Origin of the sequence: Oceanobacillus sp. FSL W7-1309, assembly GCF_038002145.1 — a bacterium.
Classification (GTDB): Bacteria; Bacillota; Bacilli; order Bacillales; family Amphibacillaceae; genus Oceanobacillus; species Oceanobacillus profundus.
Genome location: NZ_JBBOBX010000001.1, coordinates 399141 through 418880, shown reverse-complemented (window position 1 = coordinate 418880; position 19740 = coordinate 399141). Strand labels below are relative to the sequence as shown.

Here is a 19740-nt window from a genome sequence, read left to right as displayed (position 1 = left end):
CTTGGGAAAATTTACCTGGCCCGTTGGTCAAGCGGTTAAGACACCGCCCTTTCACGGCGGTAACACGGGTTCGAATCCCGTACGGGTCACCAATATGGAGGATTAGCTCAGCTGGGAGAGCACCTGCCTTACAAGCAGGGGGTCGCAGGTTCGAGCCCTGCATCCTCCACCATATTTCATCTTAATACTTTATTTCATACCGCGGGGTGGAGCAGTCTGGTAGCTCGTTGGGCTCATAACCCAAAGGTCGTAGGTTCAAATCCTGCCCCCGCAACCAAAAATATAAAATTAAATTAACTTGAAATAAGCTAAAGCTAGAAATACTGGATAAATGTATCCGCTAGTTTTAACATATATTATTATTATTGGTCCGGTAGTTCAGTTGGTTAGAATGCCTGCCTGTCACGCAGGAGGTCGCGGGTTCGAGTCCCGTCCGGACCGCCAGATGCCGGCCTAGCTCAATTGGTAGAGCAACTGACTTGTAATCAGTAGGTTGGGGGTTCAAGTCCTCTGGCCGGCACCATTTATTACAGTAGGAGCCATTAGCTCAGTTGGTAGAGCATTTGACTTTTAATCAAAGGGTCGAAGGTTCGAATCCTTCATGGCTCATCTCATATGCGGGTGTGGCGGAATTGGCAGACGCGCTAGACTTAGGATCTAGTGTCTTCGGACGTGGGGGTTCAAGTCCCTTCACCCGCATTTTATTACTTGTCAAGCGTATAAGTAATTCAGCGGTAGAGCATTATCTTGCCGTTTCAATTTTCTTACTCAGCACTATAGGCGCCCGTAGCTCAATTGGATAGAGCGTTTGACTACGGATCAAGAGGTTAGGGGTTCGACTCCTCTCGGGCGCGTTATTCCGGGAACTTTAGCTTGGTAGAGCCCTTGGTTCAGGACCAAGGTATTGCAGTTTGAACCTTGTTTTCCCGATTATCTTTCTACATGGGGCCTTAGCTCAGCTGGGAGAGCGCCTGCCTTGCACGCAGGAGGTCAGCGGTTCGATCCCGCTAGGCTCCATTTGAATATTGGCGGCGTAGCTCAGCTGGCGAGAGCGTACGGTTCATACCCGTGAGGTCGTGGGTTCGATCCCCTCCGCCGCTACCATTCAAAATTAAATAATTGTATAATGGCGGTCGTGGCGAAGTGGTTAACGCACCGGATTGTGGCTCCGGCATACGTGGGTTCAATCCCCACCGGTCGCCCCATTATATTATGAAGAAAATATTAGGACCCTTAGCTCAGTTGGTTAGAGCTATCGGCTCATAACCGATCGGTCGCAGGTTCGAATCCTGCAGGGTCCATTATAAGTTCACCGTAATGTGGAGGTATACCCAAGTCTGGCTGAAGGGATCGGTCTTGAAAACCGACAGGCGGGTCAAACCGCGCGGGGGTTCGAATCCCTCTACCTCCTCCATACATAAATAGTTAATTAAATAATTGGCTCGGTAGCTCAGTCGGTAGAGCAACGGACTGAAAATCCGTGTGTCGGCGGTTCGATTCCGTCCCGAGCCACCATTATAATGTGGAGGGATAGCGAAGTTGGCCAAACGCGGCGGACTGTAAATCCGCTCCCATCGGGTTCGTAGGTTCGAGTCCTACTCCCTCCACCATATTATATATTACAATGCGGGTGTAGTTTAGTGGTAAAACCTCAGCCTTCCAAGCTGATGATGAGGGTTCGATTCCCTTCACCCGCTCCAATTACCTTTTCTTTGGGCCTGTAGCTCAGCTGGTTAGAGCGCACGCCTGATAAGCGTGAGGTCGGTGGTTCGAGTCCACTCAGGCCCATTCCTATATATTCTTACATTGGATTAAATTCCATACAATTGTATGTTATTATATACTTTTACATTTGCGCCCTTAGCTCAGTAGGATAGAGCAACAGCCTTCTAAGCTGTGGGTCAGAGGTTCGAATCCTCTAGGGCGCGTATAAACTATTCCACAGTAGCTCAGTGGTAGAGCAATCGGCTGTTAACCGATCGGTCGTAGGTTCGAATCCTACCTGTGGAGCCATTTGGGGAAGTACTCAAGAGGCTGAAGAGGCGCCCCTGCTAAGGGTGTAGGTCGTGTAAGCGACGCGAGGGTTCAAATCCCTCCTTCTCCGCCAGTATTTGGTTCACCAAGTGATAAGGATTTTGGTTTGTTTTTTTATCATAGGTTTAAATTCTGTTATCCCCTTAACTATATAATGAAATATCACTCCACAATTATGTAGGTCCACTACTTTTAAATCTTTTCCAAACTGATTGAAGTAATTCATACACAATTACATATAAAATGAGGAAAAGAGCATAACTCCATTCCTCATCCCACCGATTAATCTAACTCTATTTCAACTATTTCTCCAGTATTCATATTTATTGCTATTTCATATTTTACTCCTTGGGCAGTTATAACATCCACCTCATAAACCCTTACACCTTGTTTTGTGTCTAATTCTGCCTTAACAGCTTGACCAGGTACTTGTGCAAGTGCAATATCTATTGCTTCTTGAATAGTGATTTGACGTTGAAACTGTGGGGATTGGTTGTAATTTATTTGGTCATTCCATCCTTGATTTTGCCAGTGGTGTTGAGGCTGGTTATATAGATTTTGGTAATTCCAATTTCGATGCATCATGTATCATGCTCCTTCTTTGAATTCATTCAGTCACATTTTATGCATATGTCCCGAGTCTGTGTTGATGCCCGAATAAAATAGTGAAGAAGCCTATTTTAGTTTAACCGAACTATTGCGTTACATTTGATCAATAATGGAATATATCCAGCGCTTCTCCTGTCTTTTATAATATAGTATGATAGTAAGTAATGGAGGTCGATAGCATGGATACGATTATTTTTGATGTAGATGATACATTGTACGATCAAGCAGCATCATTTAAAAATACATGTAAGAAAATGATTGATGTACCTTTTACAGATGAGGAATTAAATAATTTTTATATCATAAGTCGCAAATACAGCGATGCATTATTTGACGATCAAGTAGCAGGGAAACTAACCGTTCAGGAAATGCATATCCGCCGGATTAAGGATGCATGTACGGAGATTGGTATTGAAATGACGGAGCAACAAGCAATAGATTTTCAAGAAGCCTATGTAGCTGAACAGCGAAAGATAGCGTTATTTGATGAAGTTATGGAACTGATGGATATTCTCATAGCCAATAATAAGCAAGTTGCTGTCTTAACAAATGGAGCAGAAGGGCATCAATCGATGAAAATTAAACAATTAAGGTTAGATAGGTGGATCTCTAAAGAAAATATGTTTATTTCAAGTGCCATTGGTCACGCCAAGCCATCCAAAGAAGCGTTCGAAGTTCTTGAGCATAAACTTGGGTTGGACAAGAATAGAACGATTTATATTGGGGACTCGTTTGCAAATGATATTGTTGGTGCAAAACAAGTGGGCTGGCATGCTGTGTGGATGAACCATCGAAAGCGAGATATGCCGGAGGGTACTGTTAAACCAGATAAGGTAGTGTATAGTGCGAGAGAGTTATTGGACTTATTTTCAGATGAGTTGTTTGTAGTTAGATAGCTATCACATTCATATTAACTAAGTAATATTGACGCAATGGTATGGACGGTTTCTAGTTGAAAGTCGAACATTCTTAACCATATGTTATAAAAAGAAGCCGATTATCTAGAATCGGCTTCTTTTATATAGGTTAATAGAAAATATTTTATACTTATTTTTTATTTTGTTAAGTACGAGCTTTCCCATAATGGTAGTACGGTACCAACATTTTTCTTTAAAGCATTTTGGTATACTTTATATGCCCATGCAACATCTTCTGTAGGAAGTCCCCCGGTCATACAGATAATAACTTCATCATCTGATTTTCGCCCTGTTTTTCTTCCGGTAATAATGTCACCGATATCGTCAACAGTGCTGCTATCAAATTCACCATTATGGATTAATTCTAGTAATTGACCTGACATGGTCCAGTCGCGGATACTCGAGAGTCCATCAGGATGCGCTAATCCATCTTCTAGCCATTTTTCATGCATCGACCATAAATCTGACACTATTCTAGCGTTTGCATAGACTCCATCTGATAAATCAGCTGCTCCTGTAAGGATAATGAGCGATCCGGGCTTCATGCTTTCTGCTTTTATTTGTGGTTTTATTTTCCCTGATGTGGCAACTGTCACAATATCGGATTGTTTTATACATCGGTCTAGATCGTCGACGACTTCAATTGGTATATTGAATAATTGCTCAAGTTTACTTGCAATTTGTTTTCCTTTTTCGAGGTTAATATCAAAGAGTACCACCTTTTCAATGCTATCAATTGAAGTAATGATTGCTTCAATACAAGACTGGTTAATGGCTCCTCCACCTACAGCACCTATTACTTTTGCATCTTTTTTGGCTAGATACTTGGACACAACTCCAGGAACTGCGCCGGTTCTCATCGAACTAATCAGATTCCCTGCCATAATCGCAAGTGGTGCACCAGTATCTTTATCATTAAGCGTAAATGTATGAACAGAGCGTGGTAGTCCATTATTGAGATTTTCAATATTAGAACCATACCATTTATTACCAATTACATTGAAATCTCCTCCGAGATAGGAAATAAGTGACATGAATCTTCTATCTGGACCAGCTTTAGGCATGTTTTCAAATGGCTCTTCTTTATTAAACCAGAGCATTAACCCATGATCATTTCTATTGGGGCCTCCCATCATATAGTCGCCCTTACCAATCAAATGAAACATGGATTCAATCGTATCCACACATTCTTTCATATTTAAAACACCAGCTTCAATTAGATCCTCTTCTTGTAGATATAAAAATTCAACTTTTTGACTCATTATGCTCTCCCCTTTAAATTAAATCTGAACCATTTTTTATAGTAAGAAACCAGCAATATCACGAATCCGAGACCAATAGTAATTACTGTAAGAAGCCAATGTTGTCCATTTAATATAAACAACGGTGAAAATGTAATAATTGCTATTTCGACTGGAGCTATTGGAATATATGCGAGACCAAATTCATCTAATGTATTGCTTTTAAACTTTGGATCAACAATTCTCAATAAAGCAATTGCAGTTGCAACAGCACCTGTAATCCATCCAAATGTAAAGATACCTTTTTCAAACCAGTTTTCCTGGAAATAGTTTTTCGATAGAATTCTATAGAAGAAATAGCTAATGATAATTCCAAAGACGATGAGAATACTAAATGGAATCATATTTTCAACAATAACTGTTAAATTAATAGATGCTATTCCAAAAGCGACAAGCAAGTCAGTAGCAGTTCCACCAATACTATTCATTATCCTGTTATCAATATATTCGTCTGCTTTTACCAATTGCATAAGATTCTTTAATATTAGTCCCACTAAAAAGGCAAGTGAGAATGCAGGGATAGATAGATTTGCATATAAAGATTCTCCGAATTGGCTTAAATAATACCCAATCATGGTTGCGAATAGTACCAGTATCAAATGGAATGCAAAAGGGTCGATTAATATACTGGAAACAGTATTTTCACCTAATGAATCACGCTTATTTTTTGGTAATAAGCCCGACTTTAATTCATCCGGGAGCTTGTCAAAACTGCTAATATAATTTGTGTTTCCTTTGTTGGCATTTGACTTAATTAATAGTAGTCCAACGCCGATTGCAATAATTGCTCCTATAGTTGCTGAGGTCATTGCAAGGGAAGTGGCTTCTTCCCAACCCTGGCTTTGAAAAGCTCCTCCTAATGCTGCTGCGGTACCATGGCCGCCGACAAATCCTGCTGCTAGTAATAAACCAAAGCCATTATGAACATCAAATAGTGGTACCAATAATATCAGCGCAAATAGTAATCCACCGCCCCACATGAATAGCATAATAATTTGCGAATAGGACCATAATCTTCCAACTTTATCAAACATATCCGACCACTTAAATTTCGGGGTAGATAAAGGGAGGGCAGCAAATACAATTGCAATTAATATGGATGGATAACTATCAATAAAATCCGAAAATGGTAATATATTAAATCCACTTTTTCCTAGAATAAGTCCTAGGATTCCAGCAATAATACTAGCTGGCATAAAAGATCGTTGAAATATCCCTACTTTTGCCCTCAAAAATGCTCCAATCAGCAATAACGTAGAAATGATACCTAAATCAACTAAGATATCCCAAACACTAAACTCCATATTGTAACCCCTTTCATTAAGTTGTTAATACTATATCATTATCTCAGGAAAAAATAAACCTTTTTTAGTATGATAGGAATTTTTTTTCCTTTTAATTTTTATGGGTATCAGGTAAAGTTATATTATATATAATAGATTAATAGGGGTGATAATTATGGATTCAAACATAAAAGATCAGCTAATAGCAATTCAATATGACTTGCCAAGGCAACAACAAAAGCTTTGTAAATATATGATTGAAAATATAGGTGAAATTTCAACAATGACAATTAATGAATTGTCAATAAAAAGCCAAGTAGGTACAACAACCATTTTAAGGTTGATTGAAAAGGTGGGTTATAAAAAATATCCGGATTTCAAAAAAGATGTGATTAAACATGTTTTCAATGATCGAAAAAATACATGGTGGCACCTGCAGAAGTCTTTAGAGGAAATGGATGAAGCAGAGAATTCCTTGGTTAAAGTGGGGAATAGCAGTATACAGGATATAGAATCAATGCTAAGAGAATTGGATGTAGAGGAATACAATAAATTTCTAAATCTGCTTCTACAATCGAATAAAGTTTGTTTCTTAGGGATGAGAACTTCAAAGTCGATTGCACTTTATTTTGAAATGATGCTGCGGGGAATACTTGATAATTTAGCACAACTGAGTTGGAATCCTGATTTCTTATACGATGATTCCTTGAATTTTCATAAAAACGATACGATAGTTGTAATCGCGCTATCACCTTATGCTAAGCAGACTATTGATTTTATAAAATACTGTCGTCAAAAGAAAGATGTTTCCATCGCTCTAATCACTGATATAGAAACCTGTCCAATTATACAATATTGTGATACGCATTTAATCGTAGGTCAAAGTAAAAATCGGTATAGTATTATTTCTACGATTGCTTTAATTGAATCTTTCATCATTGACCTTGGTAAAAATCAACCGGATTCTATTTCAAAGATTTCGAAGTTAAATCAAATCCACCAGGATAATAATGTTACTACGATCTGAATTTGAGTGGATAATCGTAAATTGATATATATAGAAGGAAATAGCTATCCTGCTGTTGTTTAAGATGAGCTATTTCTATTCTTTTTGTAGGGGGAGTAGACTGCTTTGACACTTGCTAGTCTACGTTTCTTCTATTTGCAAAATAAAACTAAAACGTTTACAATATAAATATACGAAATTTAGTATATTGTAATCTAAGAAATTAATCTAAAAATCTATAGAAAGAAGAGGAGGATCTAAATGCAATTGCAAGATATCATAACCGATAAAGAACGTCTATTCCTAGAAACGGAAGTTCCTGATGTATACAAAACGGATTTCTCTTATAAACAAGTTGCTACTGTACATGCGGTTGCGCTTCCCAATACAACACAAGAAGTAATCGATTTAGTCAAGTTTGCTAATAAAGAAAATATCCCCATTATTGCTCGTGGAGCTGGTACAGGTGTAGCAGGCTCTCAAGTTCCAATAAACGGAGGAGAATTAATTATTGATGTTCATCAAATGAATCGCATTCTAGCATTAGATGAAGAGACGATGACATTAACTGTGGAACCAGGAGTGCAGTTAAATGAAATTCAAGCATTTGTTGAAAATAGAGGTTATTTTTACCCACCAGATCCGGGCTCAAAAAACTCTACTATTGGAGGTAATATTGCCACAAACGCAGGCGGTATGCGAGCAGTAAAATATGGTACAACGAAAGACTATGTTCGTGAATTGGAAGTTGTCTTGCCAGAAGGAGAAAAGGTTACACTGGGAAGTTTAAACATAAAAAGCAGTTCTGGATACGATTTGAAGAACTTATTTATAGGTTCAGAGGGGACATTAGGAATAACAACGAAAATCAAATTAAAAGTGTTACCGCTGCCAAAATATAAAGAATCGGTTCTATTGGCTTTTCATACATTAAAAGATGCGACAAATGGTGTATTAACTATTCTTCAAAATGGCATCGAGCCAACAGCATTAGAATTATTTGAAAGAGGAACGATTGAATATAGTGAAAAATATACAAAGGTTTTATTACAAAGTCAAAAGGGCGAAGCATATGTCTTAATGACAATTGATAGTAATGAACAGGAGACTGTATTTCGCAAGATTAATACTGTGAATAATATTTTAAAAGGTCAAGCAGCAGAAATTATTCCTTTACTTACCCAAGAAGAAGAGGAAAAGGCTTGGTTACTTCGAGATAATATACTGATTGCGCTTATGCAGTTTACAGAATATGAAATGTTAGATGAAGTTGTGCCGATTAATAGATTTAGTGAGATGATTGATTATACAAAAGAATTACAAGCAAAGTATGACTTGAAAGTAATCAATTTTGGGCATGCAGGGGATGGAAATATCCATACTGTTTTAATGAAGGAAGGTTTAGATGAAGCAACATGGCAGGTAAGGAGACAAGCTCTATTAGAAGATCTTTATAAAAAAGTTAATGAGTTGGGTGGATTACCTTCAGCTGAACATGGGATAGGCATTATAAAGAAACCTTATCTAGAAAAAATGCGTAATCCTGTAGAATTGGATTTGATGCGTAAAATTAAAAATGCGATTGATCCAAATACCAGATTAAATCCAGGGAAGTTATTTTAATATAGTAACTTTTTAATTCGATAAACCCATTGATTTACCTGTTGTAAACGCTTATAATTATAATATACAAAAAATAGTATATTGATTTGAGGTAATGATATGTGGGAAAAGTTATATTCAAAAAATGGGTTAACGGCCAAAAATATTGCAAAAGAATTATTAGACGTGGAGATTGGTAATAAGATTCCTAGAGTTACTGACTATAGTGTGAAGTTATCCATCGGTAGAGGAACCGTACAAATTGCGCTAGGTTTATTAGAAGAATTAAAAGCAATTCGACTGGAGGCAAGAGGGCATCTAGGAACATATCTAGTAGATAAAGATATAGAGCTATTGCAGGAAATCGCTGGTATAGCACCATTGATTGGTTCCATGCCGCTGCCATATTCAAGAAAATATGAAGGGCTCGCCACTGGCATGGTGGAAGCCTTTGAATTATCTGGCAAAAGAATTAATTTATCTTACATGCGTGGAGGTTTAAACCGTATTGAATCTATCCGCACAAAGCGAAGTGATTTTTCAATTGTTTCGAAAATGACAGCAGTTAATAGCTTATCGAATTATCCCAACTTAAAAATCATGAAGGAATTTGGCATTAATAGCTATGTATCAGCACATAAAATCTTTTTGGCTGATCAACATGAAAATTCGATTCGAAATGGAATGCGAGTAGGAGTCGATATGGATTCACCTGACCAGAAAGAATTAACGTTCAATGAATTCAAGGGGCTGGACGTAGAGTATGTGCATATTAATTATATGCAACTTTTAGATATGCTAGATTCGAAGCAATTAGATGCTGCTATCTGGAGTATAGATGACAAACGAATAACAAAATCTTTTAAAGCAATAGATTTCCAATTGCCGGAAGCCAAGAAAATAGCAGAAGAAACATCAGAAGCAGTTATTATAATCGATGGTGATAGAGAGCAAGAAATTGCTGAAAAGTGGGGGACTGTTGAAATAAAAAGCATTTTAGAAATTCAAAAGCAAGTTGAGTCAGGGGATAAAATTCCACGGTATTAACAATGTGCAGACAGGAACAGAGAAATCAGGAATCTATCCCCTGTCCCACTTAAGGGAGAGTGATCCAGTTGTTAGTAGATGGAATTACCTATATGCACGAGCATACAACGATTGATCTATCGGAAATTAAAAATAATGAAGATTGTCAGCTGGATGTATTTTCGGAGACAGTTCGAGAATATACGAAGCTATATGATAAAGGTGTTCGTAATATTATTGATGTCACTAACTTTGGAATGGGGAGAAATATTCCCTATGTCCAAAAAGTAGCCGAAGAAAGTGGTATAAATATAATTTCTTCAACTGGCTTTTACCAGGAGAAGTTTTATCCGATTCAAGTATTCAGGGAAACAAGGGAAGAGCTTGCGTTAAGAATGATTAAAGACATAAATGAGGGTATAAAAGGAACGTCTGTAAAGGCTGAAATCATTGGAGAAATTGGCACGAGCCATCATAAATGGACGGAGACAGAAAAAAAGGTATTTGAAGCGGTTGTTATTGCACATAAAGAAACAGGAAAGCCGATTACAACGCATACGACTTTAGGAACACTAGGTCATGAACAGGTAGCATTTTTCAAAGAAAATGGGATTGATTTAAGCAGAGTTATTATCGGACATGTCGATTTAACCGGGGATAGAGACTATATTCTCCACATGTTGCGAGAAGGAGCATATGTTGAATTTGATACAATCGGCAAAGAGAATTATATGCCGGATCAAGTGCGAGCAGATATATTAAAGGAAATACAAGAAAGAGGCTACATGGATCAAGTCGTTTTATCAATGGATATAACAAGAAAGTCACATTTAGAGTATCAAGGTGGACTTGGCTATGCATATTTATTAGATGCATTTATTCCGATGCTGGAACGTTCTGGAATTACAGAAGCTTCCATTGATAAATTGCTGGTAAAAAATCCAATCACGTTTATGAAAGGCTAAGGTGATTTTAATGCAAACAAGCCCACTAAAAAGTATTTCCTTAGAGGAAGCACAGCAAAGACAATTTTTATTAATCGATGTGATTACAAAGCACTTTAGAGGTGATGAGATACTTTCACTTGGTGATTTGGGTGTGGTAAAGGGCTTGAATAAACCGACTTATACCAAAAAGGTAGAGGAAGTATTAGCAGCGTTCTTTGGTGTTGAGCGGGCGAAACTAGTACGTGGAGCTGGAACCGGTGCATTACGCTATGGTTTTATGAGTTTCTTAAAACCGAATGATAAGATTTTAGTGCATGACGCTCCTATCTATCCAACTAGTAAAACAACCTTAGAATCAATGGGGATAATTCCGATTGCAGTTGATTTCCATAAACATGAGGAAATCAAAGCAGGGATTGCTGCACATCCTGATCTAAAAGGGGTACTGATCCAACACACGCGTCAGCAAATAAATGATCATTATGATTTTGCCGAAATAATTGAAGTTATTCAATCGGTTGAGCCATCTCTGACTATTATTACGGATGATAACTATGCTGCGATGAAAGTTGGTCAGATTGGAGCACAAATCGGAGCTGATTTATCTACCTTTTCTCTGTTTAAGTTATTAGGGCCAGAAGGTGTAGGTCTAATCGCAGGGAAAGCAGATTTGATCGAAAAGATAGAAGCATTTAACTATTCTGGTGGAAGTCAAATTCAAGGATATGAAGCATTAGAAGCATTAAGAGGTCTTATTTATGCACCTGTCATGTTAGCAATTCAAGCTGGAGTTAATGAGCAATTAGTTAAACAGCTTAACCATGGAGCTATCCCTGGTGTGAAAAGCGCCTTTCTCGCAAATGCTCAATCGAAGGTACTACTGGTGGAATTCGACGAACCAATTGCAGATCAAGTACTTCATCATGCTAATGAACTTGGGGCTGCACCGAATCCAGTAGGAGCAGAATCGAAATATGAATTTGTACCAATGTTCTATAAGGTGTCTGGTACGTTTTTAGCTTCTGATCCATCATTAGAGAAAACGATGATTCGGATAAATCCTTTACGAAGTGGAGTTGATACCGTTCTTAGAATCCTTACCTTATCCATTGAGCAAGCAAAGCAGCGAAGTAAATAGGGAGGAATTAGCTTGAAGAAAAGAGTTATAATAATCATCCTAGATAGCTTAGGTGTTGGGTATATGGAGGACGCCAAATACTACCACCCACAGGATATAGGAGCGAATACATTCTATCATATTATGGATGCGGTTCCATCCATACAAATCCCTGCTCTGGAGAAACTAGGGATTAACAAGATTGTGAATCATCCAGCCTTAAAGACAGGTGAGAATCAACTTGCCAGCTATGGTTGCTTAAATTTGATGCATAACGGAGCGGATAGCTTTGAGGGTCATAATGAAATCATGGGCTCTAAACCGAAGAAAACATATTTAGCACCCTTTATTGACAATATGGAAGAGGTAAAGCGAGCATTGGAAAAAGAAGGATATAATGTGAGAATACCAGATGCTAATCTAGCTTATTTATTAGTAGATGATTTAGTTATTGTTGCGGACAATATCGAAACGGACTTTGGTCAAATTTATAATGTAACCGCACCACTTGATTATATATCCTTTGAAGAGGTATTAAGAATTGGCCAATGTGTACGTAAACAGGTGAAGGTTAATCGTGTTATTGCACTCGGTGGAGAAAATGTAACACCCCAGCATTTACGAAAATCAGTAGAGAGAAGAGAAGATGGCTTAGTAGGAGTAAACTCACCAAAATCAAATGTCTATAAACAAGGGTATCAGGTACGTCATTTAGGATACGGTATATCACCTGAATATCAACTACCTACTCTGGCAAAAAAAGCTGGTCTGGATGTATCGCTAGTTGGGAAAATGCAGGATGTCATTTATTGTGAAGGTGCTACAAAATTACCCGGAGTTGATACAGAACAAGTCATGAAGGAAATTATAAACGAAATGGACCATGTGCAGCATGGTGTAATTGCAGCCACGATTCAGGAAACAGATTTAGCAGGGCATGCTCAAAACCCTGAACGGTATGCAGATCGGATTGAGTTAGTCGATCGCTATTTACCAGAAATTATCGAAAAAATGACGGAACAAGATCTTTTAATATTGAGTGCTGATCATGGGAATGACCCAACGATTGGTCATAATCAGCATACCCGAGAAAAAACGTATTTATTAGCGTATCAGAAGCAAAAGGAGTCTAAATATCTTGGGGAAAGAGAGACATTATCTGATATTGCAGCTACAGGTGCAGCCTATTTAGGGTTGGATAGGACAGAAAATGGTACGTCATTTCTTCCTTTAATAAAGTAGAGAGGAGGTTTTCATATGTTCTTAGATGCAACATTAAAACAGAATAGAAAATTAATTGAAACAGCGATTGAGTTTCATCAGCAAGGACTAATTTCGCCGAACACATATGTACTGGACTTAGATATGGTGAAGCATAATGTTCAACTGTTGTCCAAAGAAGCCAAAAAACAGGATATTGAATTATTGTTTATGACAAAACAGTTTGGCAGAAATGAATTAGTTGCTAAGGCTATTGTTGAAGCTGGTATTAAGAAAGCGGTAGCAGTAGATCCTTGGGAAGCAATTACATTAAATCAATATGGCATTAAAATTGGCCATGTTGGACATTTGGTGCAAATTCCAAAGGGGATGATTCGTACAATCTTGCAATTAGAACCAGAATTTGTAACCGTTTTTAGTTATGAAAATGCATGTCAGATTAGTGAAGTTGCGGTACAAATGAATAAAAAGCAGAAAATATATTTACGAATTGCCGATACAGAGGATTTTTTGTATAACGGACAAAATGGAGGATTTACATTATCCCAACTGCATCATGATGTGGAAAATTTAATGCGATTAACAGGTATCGAAATCGCAGGATTAACGAGTTTCCCATGTATATTAATTAAGGATAATTCACCACAGGTAACACAAAACGTTTTAACGATGCAACAAGCAAAGAAATTGTTAGCTGAAAAAGGTATCCATGACTTAGAGATGAATATGCCAAGTGCCACCTCTACAGCTACGATGAAACTATTAAAAGAAAATGGCGCTACACAAGGGGAGCCGGGTCATGCTATGACTGGCACGACTCCTTTACATGCCTCGGGTGACCTGCCTGAAAAGCCATCGATGGTTTATGTAACCGAGGTATCTCATATATATAATCACCAGGCATATGTGTTTGGAGGTGGCTTCTATCCACGATCACGTATGGAGGGTGCTTTAGTTGCAACGGATAAAAGGAATTTGCAAAGAGTTTCAGTGATTGAAAATGACCCAGCAAATATTGATTATTATGGAACATTGGAAACCGAGGATGTACATGTTGGCGATACCGTTATTTATGCGTTTCGTACACAGGTTTTTGTAACAAATGCCCAGATAGCAATCGTTGAAAATATAAATGATGATCCAAAGCTTTTAGGGATTTATGATTCAGTAGGACATGTCATTCCAACTAATAATATAGACGAATAAATGATGGCTTTTGAAATCTATAAATGAAAGGAATGGTAAGTATTACAACAATAACCTGTTATGAAGAAAATATGGAGGGAGCTATCATGCCAGGCCTGATAGATAAAATCCAGCTAGCAAAAGGAGAAATAGGCAGATCTGTAATTGCAGTTAATCCAATGATAGTGAATGAAATAAGGGATAAAAATAGGAATATGCTCTATTTCGGAATAAAGAATACGAGTCAAATTCCGGAAAACATAATCCGGCAGGTTCGGACACATGCGAATTTTGCTTGGCTAACCATTGATAAATCTGCTGATAAGGGGAGGGCGATAGATACGGATTTAATAAACCCATTAACGTATCGCGCTATGACCGGTTCAACTAGTGGTGGACCTATTAATATTTTAAAAGGAATCAACGATTTTGTTATAGGTACAGACGGTGGTGGTTCTGTGCTTGCTCCTGCAATGAGCTGCCAGCTTCCATCCATAATTGGTGCAGGAACTGGGCTGTTTGTAAAAAATAAAAAGCTGTCCACTGACCAATATGAATTTACAGGGAGTATAGGTGTCATTGCAAAGCGTATTTCGATGTTAAAAGAAGTAATGGAATGCATGCTTGAACAAAAGTTAACGCCATCTTCAGAGAAAAGGTTAAAAATTGTAATTCCTAAAAAGGGATCTATAATCGGTCCCGATCAGATAGATATGCATGATAAAGTAATGGAACACTTAGCTTCTATTCAATTGAGCAACTATCAAATCGAAGAGATTGATATGAATGGAATTGATGAGAGAAAGACAGCTATTGACGTCATTCGTTATTGTTTGCAAGAGAGACAAGCGGATATGATTCTTACCTGTGAAGGACCTGTTGACGTATATGGATATGGGGAAACCATCCCACAGCATTTTGGAGAAGCAGGTATAAATTTAACCAAAAACCATGGTAAATACCTTATTCGAGCTGCTAATATGTGTCAAACGACAGCTATTACTGTTCCTACAAGTACGTTGGCTAGTGGCATCACGATAATTGCCAAAAGCGGAATTGCTCATTGTGGATACGCTTTTGATTTAGCCCAGCAGTTGGAGGGAGCTATTCATTTGCCGGAGGTTTGGAGAAGATACTACCTGGAAAATGATCAGCACGTTTCGCGGTTAGATTTTTGGTAGTGGTTATTCATCATACAATTAGAAGAATTGGAGGTGTTTTTATGAATTTACAGGCTTATAAGGAAAGGCTACAACTTTTGCTCGAGCAAAAGGTAATTTCTAATACTGCACATGAAGTTGCCTTACAGGCATTCACGCAAATCATGGGGGTTGTTAATAAAACGGATATTGACCAAGCTGAGATGCTCTTTACCCACCTGCCAATGGCACTTACAAGAATTGATGCAGGAGAGGAAGTAGAAGAACCAGCAGGGGAAATAATGCGTGAAGTGGAACAATCAGAGCATTTTGGATTAGCCAAAGAGCAAGTCGCAATGATTGAGGATAAGTGGAGTCAACCTTTACCACAGGGAGAAAAGAAATTTCTTTATATGCATTATGTAACAGTATTAAATACGAATTTATACAAGGAGGAGTTACGATGAAAATTGTTATTGGTGGGCAAGTGGAGAAAAAAGAGATTGAAAGATTAATAAAGGAGTTAGAACCTACAATTGAAACCGTTGTCAAATCTGACTTAGAAGCGGCAATGCAAATGAAAACAGGTAAAGCAGATTACTACTTTGGTGCTTGTCATACAGGTGGTGGCGGTGCATTAGCCATGGCGATTGCAATGCTTGGAAGAAATCAGTGTGAAACCGTATCAATGCCAGGGAAAAAGCCTAAAGAAGAAAATGTTATAGAAGCAGTCAAGAACGGAAAAAAGGCTTTTGGATTTACAGGTGATCATGTTGAGACAGCAGTTCCAATGATATTAAATGCGATTAAAGCAAATTCATAGAATAGGGGGACAAATAAATGGAAACATTGTTTGTCGTATTAATAGGTGCAGTAGCTGCTATTTTAGCAAATCAAAATATTGCGGTTTTTAATGATGGTTTACGGCCAATTGTTTCAGAACATATTGATGGAAGCTTAAAACGTAGAGAACTTGGGTTAACTGCATTTGCTATGAGTTTTGGTTTGGTAATTGGGTTTGGGATACCATTTACATTATCAGCAAGTATTATTTTAATTCACAGTATTTTATTGGGAACTGATATTATTGGGTTAATAACACCTAAGAACAAGTGGGGTACGCCGATCGCAGCAATTGTCGGTGGTTTGTATGGCTGGGGACTACTAACTGGTCTGGAAGGATTTGTGAAATTATTTGAATATCTTCCGGTTAATTTCCTTGAGCCACTTGGGGAAGTAGGTACACCTGTTGTTGTCACATTTATGGCTTTCCCAGCACTGGCAGTTGCGTTGCAATTCAGTATTAAAAAGGGTATTTTGACTTTTGCGGTAGCAGCAATTGTAAGACAGCTTGCCGTATTTGTAAATGAACAAGGACTGCTGACAATTGGTGATAATGTGATTACATTAAACCAAGAAGGTATGGCTTTAATTGTCGGTATGATATTCTTATTTGCTTACGCAATGAGAGAAAAAGCAGAAGAAGGGTCTTCTGTGGATTTAGCCTCTGTTTTTAGTGAAAAAGTATTACGTATTAAGAAAAATGTTGTGTACTTTATGATTATCGGTGCTTTAATTGCTGGAGCTACCAATCTATTATTGATGGCTGGTGATCCGATTTCACTTAACTTACTTGCAGAAGGCAAACAAACGGATGCTGGAATTGCTGCAGCAGCAAGAGCAATTGGATTTATTCCATTAGTTGCAAGTACGGCAATAGCAACTGGTGTTTATAGTCCAGTTGGATTTACCTTGATTTTCGTCGTTGGTTTATTTGCACCAAATGTGTGGTTAGCAGTTATTATTGGTGCCGTCGTAATTTTTGCGGAAGTAATGCTATTGAGTTATATTGCTAAATTCTTAGATAAATATCCGGGTGTCCGTAACTCTGGAGAGAACATTCGCAGTGCCATGACCAAATTACTTGAAGTTGCGTTACTAATTGGTGGTGCGAATGCTGCAAATATGATTGCACCAGGATTTGGTTTCTTCTTTATTGCTGGATTCTATCTGTTGAATGAAGCTGCTGGGCGTCCAATCGTTCGAATAGCAGTAGGGCCAGTAGGGGCAATAGCAGTAGGGATTATTGTTAATATTTTAGTATTGCTTGGAGTTATGAATATACCTCAATAAGGTAGGGAAGCGAGACAAGGTGCAATACGCCTTGTCTTGTTTTATTCATTATGGAAATCTTATGCTAACTCTCTTTGTGCTATAAAGCTGCGTCATCCCTTTTTACCCCTCTAACAACAATCCCATTCACGCTAGACCATTCAGCATAATAAATCTTGCTTAAATCCTTATAACCCTTTTCAGCCAATTGAGCTCGTAACCATCTTTCGTCTTTTTGGATATTTTTCAATGCTTTCTTTTCGATCCTTCCCTCATCGACAAGTAGATGAGTTAAAGTAGCCTTTTTGGGTTTAATTGATAGCATTTCGGCAGTTACTGGGGATGATAATTCATTTTTCAAGACACTTAATTGTCCGCTCGGCTCCAGAACTGCGTATTTTACTTCTTGTAAAGAAAATATACCTTGTTGACGTAGCATTGTTCGGAGCTGCTCGGATTCTAGTTTGTTCTTTTTCAGTGTTTTTACATCCAGTTCTCCATCTTTTATGATAATAGAAGGTTCCCCTTTAATAACCGTTCGCATTCTGTCAAATCTTCGTACAATCAGTTCTATTATATAAATTAAAGCCGCCCATAATCCTATCGCATACAGTACTTGCCATACAGTTACCAGATCATCATAAATAGATTCCTCGAGCAGGCCACCAAGAACTAATAGATAGACAAGGTCAAATGGTGTTATTTGTGAGAGTTCTTTTTTTCCTAAGAGACGGACAACAAGCAGCAAAGCTAAAAGTCCGCAAATTACTTTTATGCTTATGGAAGTTTCTATGATTCATCCCGCCTTTTGAAATGCTTAGTTAGTTTAATGTTGTATTACCCTTTCTTCTGTTTCTTAATCCTGAAGCCTATTAGCTGCTTTTCATGATAGAAGCATAATCGATTTCGTTTCATATCCATTGATTCGTGATACATAGTAAGAAAAAGGAGGCAAACATATGACAGCAGAGGTAGCAATAATGAATAAACAAGGTATTTCGTTGGCTGCTGATAGTGCAATCACAAGTGGCAGAGACGGTGTACAAAAGGTTTATAATACAGCAAACAAATTATTCTCCTTATCAAGTGAACATCCAATCGGAATAATGGTTTATGGTGCTGCATCGTTTATGGAGGTGCCTTGGGATGTCATTATTAAATCGTATCGCGATAATCTTGGTGAACGGAAATTCGCTAATCTGACCAACTATGTGGAGGACTTTTTTAATTTTTTACGACAAGATGAGCGATTTAAAAATGAAAATGTAGAAGAAATAGTCATTTACCGCATTTTTTCTGACAATCTAAAGCGTATTGTAAAAGAAGTGGAGGACATAATCAGGCATGAAAGGAATAAAGATGGGGGCATTTCCGCTGAAAAAGTAACGGAATGGTTAGTTGACTGTATAAATGAGAATATACAATCGTACCAAAAGGAGAGAAAAACCTTTTTGGAGATCAATTATGGTGCATTTAAAGAAAAATTTGGCTCTGTTATTGATGAGATTAAAGATGAGCTGATTACGTATGAAATCCCCAGTGAACTGACGGAAACATTTTACGAGCTTGCTTTTGAAGCAGCAAAGAAAGATTATTTCAGTGTAGGAAGTACTGGATTTGTAATTGCTGGATATGGCGAAGAAGAAATTTTTCCGCAATTATTAAACTACCGATTAGAAGGCTTTGTATTTGACCAATTGAAATACAAAAAGCTAAAGGAAAAAAGAATTAGCTATACGACAGATAAAATGGATGGAACAGCTGCTGTTACCGCTTTTGCGCAACGAGAAATGGTCGATTCATTCATAGGCGGAATGGAACCGAATATGGAAGATGTTATCTTTGACATTATTGCTAACGTGTTAAAAGACTATCCAGAGCAAATTCAAAAGCATGTATCGATAGATTTTACCGAGGAACAAGTTACAGAACTGCAAAGCTTGGGTAAAGAAGTGTATGAGTCGATAGAAGATGCAGTAAAGGAATACCAGCAAACAAATTATGTTGAGCCATTACTTGGTGTTGTGCGATCCTTGCCAAAAGAAGAGCTGGCCGATATGGCAGAAATGCTTATTAGTCTTACTTCCTTTAAAAGACGAGTGACAAGAGCAACAGAGTCTGTTGGTCCACCAATTGATGTAGCTGTCATTACAAAAGGTGATGGGTTTGTATGGATGAAACGGAAAAACTATGTGAATTCTGAAATTAATGCTCGATTTTAAAATCAGAAAGGAATGAGCT

The 19740-nt window shown here is 37.9% G+C and carries 17 protein-coding genes and 20 tRNA genes; 33 read left to right on the top strand and 4 right to left on the bottom strand.

What is annotated here, in order from left to right; genetic code table 11:
• Positions 1-17: 17 nt before the first annotated feature.
• The 20 genes from NST46_RS01965 (at position 18) to NST46_RS01870 (ending at position 2107) form a co-directional block, all read left to right on the top strand.
• A tRNA-Glu gene (locus NST46_RS01965) sits at positions 18-92 on the top strand.
• A gap of 4 nt (positions 93-96) precedes the next feature.
• Positions 97-172: transfer RNA gene (locus NST46_RS01960), tRNA-Val, on the top strand.
• 28 nt (positions 173-200) lie between these two features.
• Positions 201-277 (top strand) — tRNA-Met (locus NST46_RS01955).
• 90 nt (positions 278-367) lie between these two features.
• Positions 368-444: transfer RNA gene (locus NST46_RS01950), tRNA-Asp, on the top strand.
• Positions 445-447: 3 nt separating this feature from the next.
• A tRNA-Thr gene (locus tag NST46_RS01945) sits at positions 448-523 on the top strand.
• Positions 524-536: 13 nt separating this feature from the next.
• A tRNA-Lys gene (locus NST46_RS01940) sits at positions 537-609 on the top strand.
• Between the two features lie 8 nt (positions 610-617).
• Positions 618-699: transfer RNA gene (locus NST46_RS01935), tRNA-Leu, on the top strand.
• Between the two features lie 81 nt (positions 700-780).
• Positions 781-854 (top strand) — tRNA-Arg (locus tag NST46_RS01930).
• Between the two features lie 90 nt (positions 855-944).
• Positions 945-1017: transfer RNA gene (locus NST46_RS01925), tRNA-Ala, on the top strand.
• A 10-nt stretch (positions 1018-1027) separates the two neighbouring features.
• Positions 1028-1104, top strand: a tRNA-Met gene (locus tag NST46_RS01920).
• A gap of 25 nt (positions 1105-1129) precedes the next feature.
• Positions 1130-1205: transfer RNA gene (locus NST46_RS01915), tRNA-His, on the top strand.
• Between the two features lie 22 nt (positions 1206-1227).
• Positions 1228-1301 (top strand) — tRNA-Ile (locus NST46_RS01910).
• A gap of 20 nt (positions 1302-1321) precedes the next feature.
• Positions 1322-1414, top strand: a tRNA-Ser gene (locus NST46_RS01905).
• 25 nt (positions 1415-1439) lie between these two features.
• Positions 1440-1515, top strand: a tRNA-Phe gene (locus tag NST46_RS01900).
• A gap of 9 nt (positions 1516-1524) precedes the next feature.
• Positions 1525-1610: transfer RNA gene (locus NST46_RS01895), tRNA-Tyr, on the top strand.
• Positions 1611-1626: 16 nt separating this feature from the next.
• Positions 1627-1700 (top strand) — tRNA-Gly (locus NST46_RS01890).
• 14 nt (positions 1701-1714) lie between these two features.
• A tRNA-Ile gene (locus NST46_RS01885) sits at positions 1715-1788 on the top strand.
• 66 nt (positions 1789-1854) lie between these two features.
• Positions 1855-1928: transfer RNA gene (locus NST46_RS01880), tRNA-Arg, on the top strand.
• 10 nt (positions 1929-1938) lie between these two features.
• Positions 1939-2013: transfer RNA gene (locus NST46_RS01875), tRNA-Asn, on the top strand.
• A 3-nt stretch (positions 2014-2016) separates the two neighbouring features.
• Positions 2017-2107, top strand: a tRNA-Ser gene (locus tag NST46_RS01870).
• A 209-nt stretch (positions 2108-2316) separates the two neighbouring features.
• On the opposite strand, the gene NST46_RS01865 is transcribed toward NST46_RS01870, so the two are convergent.
• Entirely contained in the window at positions 2317-2619 is a 303-nt protein-coding gene (locus tag NST46_RS01865; RefSeq protein WP_205126996.1) for a PepSY domain-containing protein, read from the bottom strand.
• A 203-nt stretch (positions 2620-2822) separates the two neighbouring features.
• On the opposite strand from NST46_RS01865, the gene NST46_RS01860 reads away from it, so the two are divergent.
• Entirely contained in the window at positions 2823-3539 is a 717-nt protein-coding gene (locus tag NST46_RS01860) for an HAD family hydrolase (protein ID WP_341136660.1), read from the top strand.
• Between the two features lie 158 nt (positions 3540-3697).
• On the opposite strand, the gene NST46_RS01855 is transcribed toward NST46_RS01860, so the two are convergent.
• Together NST46_RS01855 and NST46_RS01850 are read right to left on the bottom strand one after the other, a co-directional pair.
• Positions 3698-4822, bottom strand: coding sequence for a tyramine oxidase subunit B (locus tag NST46_RS01855; protein WP_341136659.1), 1125 nt, complete (start codon positions 4820-4822; stop codon positions 3698-3700).
• Positions 4822-6165, bottom strand: coding sequence for a sodium/glutamate symporter (locus NST46_RS01850; RefSeq protein WP_341136658.1), 1344 nt, complete (start codon positions 6163-6165; stop codon positions 4822-4824). The genes NST46_RS01855 and NST46_RS01850 overlap by 1 nt, the downstream gene beginning before the upstream one ends.
• A gap of 154 nt (positions 6166-6319) precedes the next feature.
• Between NST46_RS01850 and NST46_RS01845 the strand changes: the two genes are divergently transcribed.
• The 11 genes from NST46_RS01845 to NST46_RS01795 all read left to right on the top strand — a co-directional run bounded on the left by NST46_RS01845 (position 6320) and on the right by NST46_RS01795 (position 17520).
• Entirely contained in the window at positions 6320-7171 is an 852-nt protein-coding gene (locus NST46_RS01845; protein WP_341136657.1) for a MurR/RpiR family transcriptional regulator, read from the top strand.
• A gap of 240 nt (positions 7172-7411) precedes the next feature.
• Positions 7412-8773: an FAD-binding oxidoreductase gene (locus NST46_RS01840; protein ID WP_095313346.1), complete on the top strand. Its 1362-nt coding sequence runs from the start codon at positions 7412-7414 to the stop codon at positions 8771-8773.
• 99 nt (positions 8774-8872) lie between these two features.
• The gene (yhfZ, locus tag NST46_RS01835) at positions 8873-9799 is read left to right on the top strand and encodes a GntR family transcriptional regulator YhfZ (RefSeq protein WP_095313345.1); all 927 of its coding nucleotides are present in this window, start codon (positions 8873-8875) and stop codon (positions 9797-9799) included.
• 59 nt (positions 9800-9858) lie between these two features.
• Positions 9859-10743: a phosphotriesterase family protein gene (locus tag NST46_RS01830; RefSeq protein WP_340002227.1), complete on the top strand. Its 885-nt coding sequence runs from the start codon at positions 9859-9861 to the stop codon at positions 10741-10743.
• A gap of 10 nt (positions 10744-10753) precedes the next feature.
• Positions 10754-11863, top strand: a complete 1110-nt coding sequence (locus NST46_RS01825) for an aminotransferase class V-fold PLP-dependent enzyme (protein ID WP_187393184.1) — start codon at positions 10754-10756, stop codon at positions 11861-11863.
• A gap of 12 nt (positions 11864-11875) precedes the next feature.
• Positions 11876-13084, top strand: a complete 1209-nt coding sequence (locus NST46_RS01820) for a phosphopentomutase (RefSeq protein WP_095313342.1) — start codon at positions 11876-11878, stop codon at positions 13082-13084.
• A 15-nt stretch (positions 13085-13099) separates the two neighbouring features.
• Positions 13100-14269 carry a YhfX family PLP-dependent enzyme gene (locus NST46_RS01815; RefSeq protein WP_095313341.1) on the top strand — a complete coding sequence of 390 codons (1170 nt, stop codon included), beginning with the start codon at positions 13100-13102 and terminating at the stop codon, positions 14267-14269.
• A gap of 86 nt (positions 14270-14355) precedes the next feature.
• The gene (locus NST46_RS01810) at positions 14356-15429 is read left to right on the top strand and encodes an amidase (protein WP_095313339.1); all 1074 of its coding nucleotides are present in this window, start codon (positions 14356-14358) and stop codon (positions 15427-15429) included.
• 41 nt (positions 15430-15470) lie between these two features.
• A complete protein-coding gene (locus NST46_RS01805; RefSeq protein ID WP_095313337.1) occupies positions 15471-15854 on the top strand; it encodes a PRD domain-containing protein in 384 nt (127 codons plus the stop codon).
• Entirely contained in the window at positions 15851-16210 is a 360-nt protein-coding gene (locus NST46_RS01800) for a DUF2620 domain-containing protein (protein ID WP_095313335.1), read from the top strand. Before NST46_RS01805 ends, NST46_RS01800 begins: the two co-directional genes overlap by 4 nt.
• A gap of 17 nt (positions 16211-16227) precedes the next feature.
• The gene (locus NST46_RS01795) at positions 16228-17520 is read left to right on the top strand and encodes a YhfT family protein (RefSeq protein WP_095313334.1); all 1293 of its coding nucleotides are present in this window, start codon (positions 16228-16230) and stop codon (positions 17518-17520) included.
• A 79-nt stretch (positions 17521-17599) separates the two neighbouring features.
• On the opposite strand, the gene NST46_RS01790 is transcribed toward NST46_RS01795, so the two are convergent.
• A complete protein-coding gene (locus tag NST46_RS01790; RefSeq protein ID WP_340003290.1) occupies positions 17600-18274 on the bottom strand; it encodes a DUF421 domain-containing protein in 675 nt (224 codons plus the stop codon).
• A gap of 184 nt (positions 18275-18458) precedes the next feature.
• Here NST46_RS01790 and NST46_RS01785 point away from each other — a divergent pair, with 184 nt between their 5' ends.
• Positions 18459-19721 (top strand): hypothetical protein, encoded by a 1263-nt coding sequence (locus NST46_RS01785; RefSeq protein ID WP_095313331.1) that lies wholly within the window; start codon positions 18459-18461, stop codon positions 19719-19721.
• The last annotated feature ends 19 nt before the right edge of the window (positions 19722-19740 follow it).